The organism is Hungatella hathewayi WAL-18680, assembly GCF_000235505.1.
GTDB lineage: Bacteria > Bacillota > Clostridia > Lachnospirales > Lachnospiraceae > Hungatella_A > Hungatella_A hathewayi_A.
The window spans coordinates 128667-137489 of record NZ_JH379029.1 but is presented as its reverse complement, the minus strand read 5'-3'; the positions used below and the strand labels follow the sequence as shown (position 1 = coordinate 137489).

The 8823-nt window shown below is 51.8% G+C and carries 6 protein-coding genes and 1 pseudogene; all 7 read left to right on the top strand.

All coding sequences use genetic code 11. From position 1 onward, the window contains the following. Positions 1 to 416: pseudogene (locus HMPREF9473_RS21435) on the top strand (hypothetical protein); the annotation flags it as partial. Positions 417 to 437: 21 nt separating this feature from the next. Beyond that, a complete protein-coding gene (locus tag HMPREF9473_RS21430; RefSeq protein WP_006782310.1) occupies positions 438 to 5600 on the top strand; it encodes a hypothetical protein in 5163 nt (1720 codons plus the stop codon). 24 nt (positions 5601 to 5624) lie between these two features. After that, on the top strand, positions 5625 to 6161 hold the full coding sequence (locus tag HMPREF9473_RS21425) for a hypothetical protein (RefSeq protein WP_006782309.1): 537 nt from the start codon (positions 5625 to 5627) through the stop codon (positions 6159 to 6161). 40 nt (positions 6162 to 6201) lie between these two features. After that, positions 6202 to 6729: a hypothetical protein gene (locus HMPREF9473_RS26555; RefSeq protein ID WP_138669774.1), complete on the top strand. Its 528-nt coding sequence runs from the start codon at positions 6202 to 6204 to the stop codon at positions 6727 to 6729. An 80-nt stretch (positions 6730 to 6809) separates the two neighbouring features. Then, positions 6810 to 7406: a hypothetical protein gene (locus tag HMPREF9473_RS26550; RefSeq protein WP_006782307.1), complete on the top strand. Its 597-nt coding sequence runs from the start codon at positions 6810 to 6812 to the stop codon at positions 7404 to 7406. A 16-nt stretch (positions 7407 to 7422) separates the two neighbouring features. Continuing rightward, positions 7423 to 8097 carry a hypothetical protein gene (locus tag HMPREF9473_RS21410; RefSeq protein WP_006782306.1) on the top strand — a complete coding sequence of 225 codons (675 nt, stop codon included), beginning with the start codon at positions 7423 to 7425 and terminating at the stop codon, positions 8095 to 8097. Between the two features lie 60 nt (positions 8098 to 8157). Further along, a partial coding sequence (locus HMPREF9473_RS27860; RefSeq protein WP_006782305.1) for a hypothetical protein occupies positions 8158 to 8823 on the top strand: 666 nt, incomplete at its 3' end.

The following is an 8823-nucleotide window of genomic DNA, read 5'->3' as shown; positions in this document are numbered from 1 at the left end:
TGGCCTGTACCGGTGAGATCGTCCAGTTCGCGGAGGAAACTTCCGGAGAATTCGGACTTCCGTTGAAGGGCCTTAGCACCAGCCGCATGACAGGAGCAGACCCGGAGATTCCGGGAACCTGGTATACCACTGATGGAGCCTATCCCCAGATAGAATCCTTCGCATTGAGTGACCAGGAAACAATCGCATCCGCATCCAAGGTATCCGCCATTGCCCTGTCTCTGCCCGAGGACCGTTCTTTAGCCGATGCGGTGACAGACGGAGAACTCATCCTGCCCGTTGAAATTGACGGGCAGACCATTGACTGGGAAGCAGATGGCAGTATTCGCATTGATGAAAACAACCAGATACTGATAGAAAGCGGCCGTGAACCAGAAAGTAAAAATAACAATCAGACAAATGCAGCAGCCAGATAACAAAACGTGGGAGGAAACGGAATGAGAGCGGAACGGAAAAAACATAATAGGAAGCGCTGGGCGTTAAGTCTTCTGCTTGCGGTTCTCATCATGCCGGGAATAAAGCCGTTTACCGCCGCCGCGGAAGAAAACCAGGCCGAAGAGACCACTTTAGAATCGATTACAGAACCGGTTACAGAACGACAGACAGGACTTGATTCAGAAGCGATTAAAGAAGAGGACCACTCGACACAGGAGAACACAGAAACACCACAGACAGAGGCCGGCTCTGTCACTGCCACCGTAGGCGGGATATCTCGGACGGTATCGCTCAAGGTAGCCCCTCGTGAAGTTGTTACATACGCTGACTATGCGGATTGGTCAGCCGTGGGGGCCGCCCAGACGGAAGCAGGTTTAAAGTCCTCTGGTGCGCTTGCGGGCAGTGGCACGGCGGAAGACCCATGGAAGATAGGGAAACCGGAAGCCCTGGCCTGGTTTGCATCAAAGGTGAATGCCGGAGAAATGGCGGCAGGGAACCAGAACATACTGCTTACCGCCGACATTAATCTGTGTGGAGATGGTTTCGGGGGAAGTGTTGATGCACCTTTAAACTGGATAGCCATTACCCAGCTTTCAGGAACTTTTGATGGAGGGAATCATACCATTGATTACCTTCGTGGAAACCAGGCTTTGATTAATGTGGTAGCTAACGGTACGATACAGAACGTCACAATTGGTGCGAATGGTATTTTGAGCGGTTCGAAATGTGCGGGGATTGCAGTCGCTCCCAGTGGAACAGTTATTATTACGAATTGTATTAACAGAGCCAATATTACGGGGAGTTTTCGGGCTGGTGGGATAATAGCTTCCGGTGAAGTTGGCAATACGCAAGTATTTATCAGCAAATGTGGAAATGAGGGGACGATTACGATTACCGGGGGAATTGGTTCCGGTATAGTAGGTTATTTTTCTTCAGCATCCATGGTGTATTATGCAGGTATCATTACGGATTGCTACAATAAAGGGTCTATTGTGAATAGAAGTGGAGACTTAGCCGGCTGTGGAGGTATTTCCAATGCTTTTGGTGAAGACAGACAAAGAATCAGCAATTGCTATAACGTAGGGAGTATGAGTGGAAACCGGTTAGCTGCAATTGTACCAGGTGGCCGCGGTATGACATCCAACTGCTTTTCGCGCTCAGGAAATGGCGGTGGCCTTCGAAATGGAGTGACAGCTTTAACTCAGACTCAGCTTCAGTCCTGGGCGGCTGCCTATGCACTGAACGGTCAAAGCATGGACGGTTCCTGGACATACACAGAGGGAGGATACCCAACCTGGGGTGAACTGGACCGCCCAAATGACTGGTCTGTGGTAGGCCAGGGAGTTATCGACGGATTGATAACCTCCCCCGCTATGCCGTCAGGAGATGGAAGTGTGGACACACCATTCCAGATTGGTTCGGCAGAACATCTGGGAGTTCTGGCGGCAAAGGTAAATACCGGAAGCCCTTCCCTCAATGCAGACTTACTGATGGATATCAACCTGACCGGTGAGCGGTATAAAGGGAGTACAGACAACCCCATCCGATGGAAGCCCATTGGCACATCCAGTTCCGTGTACAGCGGAACATTTAACGGAAATGGAAAAGCCATCGGCTATATGAGCGTGGTCGAGGATGGATACGCCGGCCTGTTCGGCTGTGCCGGAAGCGGGGCCGTAATCAAAGGTCTTGGTCTCTACACCACATGCAGTGTGACTGCTTCCGGCACCACTGGTGGTAACGGAGCGGCCGGTTTTGTTGGTACTGTCAAAAGCGATGGAGCCACGGATAAACAGATTACGATTCAAAACTGCTATAACCGGGCATCCATCACAGGAAAAACCGGCATGACCGGTGCTTTTATCGGCAACTACGAGGGAACGGCTGGAAGCGGAACCCAGCAGATCAGCAACTGCTACACCACCGGCCGCATTACCACATCATCGGGAACACCGGGAGCGATTGCAGGAGCATTTACAAACGGTTCAGGAGGCGGAATTAAGTACTGCTACTGGAATAAAGATACCAGTAGTTCTTCCAATCTAAACGCGGTTGGCAGTGGAGCACAGACCACGGTGGAAGACAGCCGGGCCATGACGACCACCGAAATGAATACGGCGGCCGCTGACGGTACCGGAGGTCTGTTGGAAAATCTGAACAAAGGGCTGGGCGGCAATGGATGGGAGCGGAGCGCCATGCGAAATGATGGTTATCCCATATTTACCGTCAGCCAGATTGCTGTCAATTGGGGGGACGTAGGCGCAGCTGTAATGGCTCCTCTTTGTCAGGACATGACATCGTCAGGTACGGCGGGCCAGGCGGCGAATCCATATGTTATTTGGACCGCGGAGGATTTGGCGTGGTTTGCCTATCAGGTGAATAACGGAAAGCCAGGACTCTGTGCGGAGTTAAAGACAGACATTAATCTGTTTGGAGGGCTGTACAGTGGGTTTGCCTATAACACGGGGGACCCGGATATCATCAATAAGGCATTGCAGTGGATACCAGTTGGCAGTGATGAGGATGGAAAACGATATACGGGAACCTTCAACGGAAACGGCTATACCATAACTGCCATGCTGGCAAAAGGCACGGAAAAGCAAGGACTGTTCGGCACCCTGGGGGACAATGCTGCTATCAGGAAAACCAGCATTTCCGACTGCCAGATAGAGACGACAAAGGGGTACAGCGGAGGAATTGCAGGATATGTGAATGGAAAAGGCGTAGAGATAATCGAGTGTGGAAATAAAGGAACTTTAAAAGGAACCTTTAGTGGAGCAGGCATGTATTTTGGAGGCTGTGTTGGTGGGGCAGACATTGCGTCAGAGACAATACTGGATGGATGTTATAACGTAGGAAATATCAGCGCACCGGGAGGAAACGGTGTAGGAGGTATTCTGGGCGCCCAGTTGTCAGGAGGGGGTACTGCCGGCCATGCGGTCATTCGAAACTGCATGAACAGAGGAAATGTGGAAGGCAATATTATGATTGGTGGAATCGTGGGAGCCGCAACAAGTGGGACAGTAACCATAACAGGATGTTATAATGCCGGAGCGGTGTCGGCGTCTGGCGGTTATGCGGGCTCGATTGAGGGCAATTATTCAACTGCTGCTGATGCGGATATAACAGACTGCCTGATAGAAGCAGAACATGTTTATGGTGGAATCAGCAGTAACAGTCAAGTAGTAAAATCAGAAGCTTTTGGAACCTGGGGAGCTGCCTGGCGGTTGAATGGAAGCAGTTTCAAGCAGTCCACAGACCTCTCCTGGACTTACGATAAGACGAGCCCCTATCCGGTCTTAAGCGCCACAGGACTGCCACCGGCGGAGAACTGGGAGCCGGTAGGCGAAGCTCTGGAATACGGTGTCCTCAAAGATATGGAAAAACCGACCGGAAATGGTAATACGACCCCATATCAGATACAGACAGCCGAGCAGCTGGCCTGGTTTGCCTGGAAGGTTAACGTAGAAAAGATTTCTTCCAGTAACCAGAACATAAAACTGGCAAAAGATATCAACCTCTTTGGAGAAAAATATACCGGGTATACTGGTGAGAAAAATTTGGCCAACATAGAGAACGCACTGAAATGGTCTCCTATTGGTAATTATTCATATCCCTATCAAGGGACCTTCCATGGGGGTAAAACGGAAATCGATGGGATGTATCTAAATGGTGACAGTTATCTTGGACTGATAGGGGTGGCACAATATCCGGCCAAAGTCACGGAACTGGGAATTGGAGTTGATTCCAAAGTAATCTGCAAAGATAATTTTGGCGCACTGCTTATGGGGGCGGTCATTCCAACCAGCAATCCGGTGGAGATTACCAACTGTTATAATCTGGGAACTATCGTCAATGAAGGAAGTGATGTTCTTGTAGCGGCTTTCGTGGGTGATGATATAAGAGGTACAAGAAATTCGGCCATTCTTTCAAATTGTTATAATGCAGGAGATACGGTAGCCTTTGCTAACTTAAGTGTCGGAACGATTGATAACTGCTATGCGGATACAACATTAAATCCAAATAATGGAACACATGAAAAAGGGGATGGAAGTGGAGTAACCAGTCTAACTACAGATGAAATGAAAACCAGTGAAATGGCTGCTTTCTTGAATACCTACAATGGTACTTTGAAAACCGGAGCAGACAGAGTCTGGTACACCAGCTTAGATACGGAAAAAACGAAAGGCTATCCGACCTTTAAGGCTCCAACAACCATAGCAGTGGAATTTGCCCAGGATACGCCGGAAGGCGGAAGCAGTGTCACACTGAAAGACAGTGGGTCAAATTCCGTGACAATCACCGATATGAAGCTCCGCTCTTTTGGCCCAGCAGACAGCACCTTCACACCGGGAACCACAGGAGATGCGGGAAATGCCTTTGACCAGACAACATACACGGATGTAACCGGGTCGGACAGCAATTATCACAAGTATGGTTACACGAATGCCAATGCAAACCTGGCTTTTAAAGCGGGGGGAACTGACCTGAAGGGCTTATCACAGTCTTTGAACAATCCGGTTACGGGCCTGGGAAATGTCAGCAGTGTGAGCCTTGGCCGGGCGGCCGCCTACACAAAACCGGAGGATCGTTATGTCCTGCTGGAAGGGGCGTCAGGAACTGACCGTTACGAAATACAGATGACCGTCAAAGGCTCCGTGGGCAAGACCTTGAGTGTGATGATGCCGGTCAGGGTAACCATGGCCCAGCTGACGCCGGATGGGACAGACCATAAGGATTACAGCGTGGATTTAAACATTACCAACAAAAACGCGTACCCCATAGACGGAAAGATTCTGAAGGCGGAGTCAAAAAAAGAAAGCGGCTACGCGGTACTGACGCCGGTAAAAGCAAGCATTGCACTTTCAAACACCGGCATGCTGGCTGCTGACACCGGAGGAGTGAGACTGGGACTTGCGAACCTGGCAGGGAAGAGCGGCCCTCTGTCCGGCGAGAAGTATTATGACAGGGATGCGGCGGCGGGCGGAACGTCGTGGATGGAGTACCGGCTGAAGTACGGAGGAGTGCTGCCATACCGGTATTTCATGGAATACAGCGGCATCCATGTGGCGGAGACAAAGCAGTTTGAGTATGAAATCGGCTACTGGTTCGGAGTGTCGGAAAGTGATTACACCGATACGGCGGATGCGGTAGTGGTCCGATAGACAATGGCGGGGATGAACAGAGGCATGGAGAAGAGCAGAAAGAAAACAAAAAGGCTGGAACGCAGCAGGAAACTGAACGGATTTCTGGCTGTGGCGGGCCTGGTAACAGCAGTCAGTCTGGGAATCTGTACCATCGTGGCAGTCTGGGGATTCCCAGCCCCAATCCAGGCGCAGATTGATATCCAGCCGGATAAAAATGCCCGGACGGGAACCCTCCACGCCGGAGAAATCCAGGAGGTAGCCGCCGGAGATTTCTGGGTGGTGATGAACCAGCTGCCGACGATGGAGGAAGGAAGCCGTGAATGTAACATAGAGTATGAGAATCCGTCCACCAACCATTACAGCGCCAGAGTCAGCCTGTATTCGAAAGAAGACGGAAAACTGCTGGGAAATACCAGACGGGTAGACCCGGGTAATTATGTGGAGGCCATCCCGCTGAAGAAACAGCAGCCCCCCGGAGAATATCCTGTGACAGTGGTGCTGGAGCTGTTTGAGGAGAAGACACCGGTGGGGAACCTGTCCATAGACATTACCTTAAGAGTTCTTGGAGAAAAACAGTGAGCCGGACATGAAGAAAGAGCAGAAAAGAGAGAGAAGCAGAATGCGAGAAAGAAGAAACCGACTGAATATCCTGGTAGTGGCTCTGGCGGCAGTCTTCTGTATGGCGGTGGTAGCAGGAGCCGGATATTTTGTCTATGCCAGCAGCCAGTCTGTAGAGGCATCCATCCCCCGCCTGCAGGCGGAGGGGAATGTGAAGACGGGAACCTTAAATGACCCGGAAGGCCGCCAGAGGGAGCTGGATGCCATTGTAGAAGAGGGAATGGTGGCATTCTCCATTAACGCCACCCCTTACATACAGGATGGAAAGGGCAAAGCCAATTTCATGATAGAAAACCCGCCGGGAAATGGAAACCGATTCACGGTAAGTATCAGCCGGGATGATACCGGGGAGGAAATCTACCGTTCCGGTTATATTGAGCCAGAGCAGTACATCGATGAAGCCCCGTTGGATGTGGAACTTCCCAAAGGGGAGTACGCCTGCACGGCCAGCTTTGATACGTACCGGCTTAGCGAGGATACCTACATTGGGCGCGCAACGGCAAAGATTACCCTGTATGTGCTGGAATGACAACAGAGCGGTCCGGATATGAGATGGGCAGAATAGATCAAAGACAGAAGGAATCGATGCGGCCAGCGGAGCTTAGCTGAATGAATAAGACAAAGACAGAAACGAAAGGTACACAGAACATGAGTGCAGGTGCAGGAAGAAAAAAAGAACATGCGGGGAAGAACCAAAGATTCACAGTGGCCGTGCTGGCCCTGGGGCTGTTCTGCATGGCGGGAGCGGCGGCCGGCGTCTATTTCAGCCGGAGCCGGCCGGCGGAGAAGACCGCCGGCCTGGTATATGAATCCAACGTAATCATGGGAGATATCCCCGGAAAGAGCCTGGAAGAGCGCCAGCAGGAGCTGGATTCCGTAGTGGAGGAGGGCATGCTTGCCATGTCCATGAACGCCACCCCGTCAGGCCGGGTATCGGGAGCGGACCGGAACATCAACTGGCTGATCGAAAACCCGTCCAACCAGGGGAAATTAATCCGTGTGGAGATAACCAGGGATGACACGGGCGAAAAAATCTATGAGACCGGAGCCATCCCGCCGGGAAGCTATGTGGAGTCAGCCCCTCCGGATACCAGACTGGAAGCGGGAAGCTATGACTGCACGGCAGTTTTTCTGGCCTACCGGGAGGACAGCGAAGAGTATGTGGGGCAGGCGGCGGTGAAGATCAAGCTGACGCTGCTGGAATGAAAGGGGGAAGGGAGCATTGAGAAAACTGGGAGCCTGTCTGGCGGCAGGCATGATCATCCTGTACGCGTTCCAGAGGGATGCCCCGCCAGCCTATGGAGAAGTGCTGTCAGGAGCGGCGGCCGAAATGGGAACCCTGGAGTTCCCCGTTGACGAATCCTCAGCAACCGCAGAATCTGAGCTGCGGGGAAAAATCAAGGTGGATTTAATCTCCGTGGAACTGCCGGCCGGAGGGTTTGAATTCAACATCGACACCACAGAGCCCTTCAGCCCGGAATACCCTGGAGAGCAGATACAGAGCCCGGTCATCCGTGTAGCCAACCACTCGGTGGTGCCGGTGAAGGTAGAAATCTCCCAGGTAGCCGAAATCGGCGAGGAGGACATCCGTTTCTCCCCCAAGTTCGGCAATGGGCCGGAGCAGAAATTTCAGCTTCTGGACAAAGTCTCCAAAGTGGGAGACCCCGGAACCGCCATCCTGGTGCTGGGAGCCAGCGGTGTCTCATACAGCAGTGAAGCGGACTTCGAGCAGTACGCCCTCCTGCCGGGAAGAAGAGACATATTTGTGGCAAGAATCGAGGCAAACGGAAGCACGGACTTAAACCTCTACGGAAAGATATCACCGGACTTCTACGGAGAATACGAGTTCACCGTAAGCCCCACCCTGAAAATCAGTACAGTCAACGCGACTGATTGATAGAAAAGCAGTAATGAGAAGGAGCAATAAAAAATCAAAAGGATTCAGGAGGAAGAGAAAATGAATAAGAAAATGAAGAAAACCGCGGCCCTGGCGCTGGCCGTAGGAATGGCAGTGACAGGCAGCATGGCGTCCTACGCGTCGGGCCTGGCAAATGCAACAATCGAAGATGTGGCAATATCAACCTCAAATGCCGCAGGAACGGTAGGAGGAAGCCAGAACTCCGTCCTGACAGGAACTATCAAAGTAACAAGCATCAGTGTAAAAGTACCGACAGCGGCCGCCTTCGAGATGAACCCCAACCTGACAGTGACAGACCCACAGGTCAACCGGATCACAGCCCAGTCCGGTGAGTACAAAATCACCAACACATCAACAGTTCCCATAGACGTCAGCATCACGGCAATAGCCACAAATGCCGCAGGCGGCTTCACCAACGATGCCACAAAACTGACGGGAACCGGAAACGATAAGAAAGTGATGTTTGCAGTGAGAAAGTCAACCGAAGCTGTCCCAACCAGCGCGGCCGGAGACAAGACAAAATGGTTCGACCCGGATGCCAATTATGGAAACACCCCCTACAAAGTAAGCACCACAGCCGGTGACAATACCCTGGCGGCCAGTGCCGTGCTGGAGATGAAACTGTATGGCGCCACCGTCCAGGGCTGGTCAAACAATGAGACGTTCACTGTTACCCCCAACCTTCACCATATCCGTACACTAACC

What these genes read in the sequence shown, in the direction of transcription:
- HMPREF9473_RS21425 (WP_006782309.1), top strand. Translation starts at nt 5,625, where the DNA reads ATGGAGAAGAGCAGAAAGAAAACAAAAAGGCTGGAACGCAGCAGGAAA.
- HMPREF9473_RS26550 (WP_006782307.1), top strand. Translation starts at nt 6,810, where the DNA reads ATGAATAAGACAAAGACAGAAACGAAAGGTACACAGAACATGAGTGCA.
- HMPREF9473_RS21430 (WP_006782310.1), top strand. Translation starts at nt 438, where the DNA reads ATGAGAGCGGAACGGAAAAAACATAATAGGAAGCGCTGGGCGTTAAGT.
- HMPREF9473_RS26555 (WP_138669774.1), top strand. Translation starts at nt 6,202, where the DNA reads ATGCGAGAAAGAAGAAACCGACTGAATATCCTGGTAGTGGCTCTGGCG.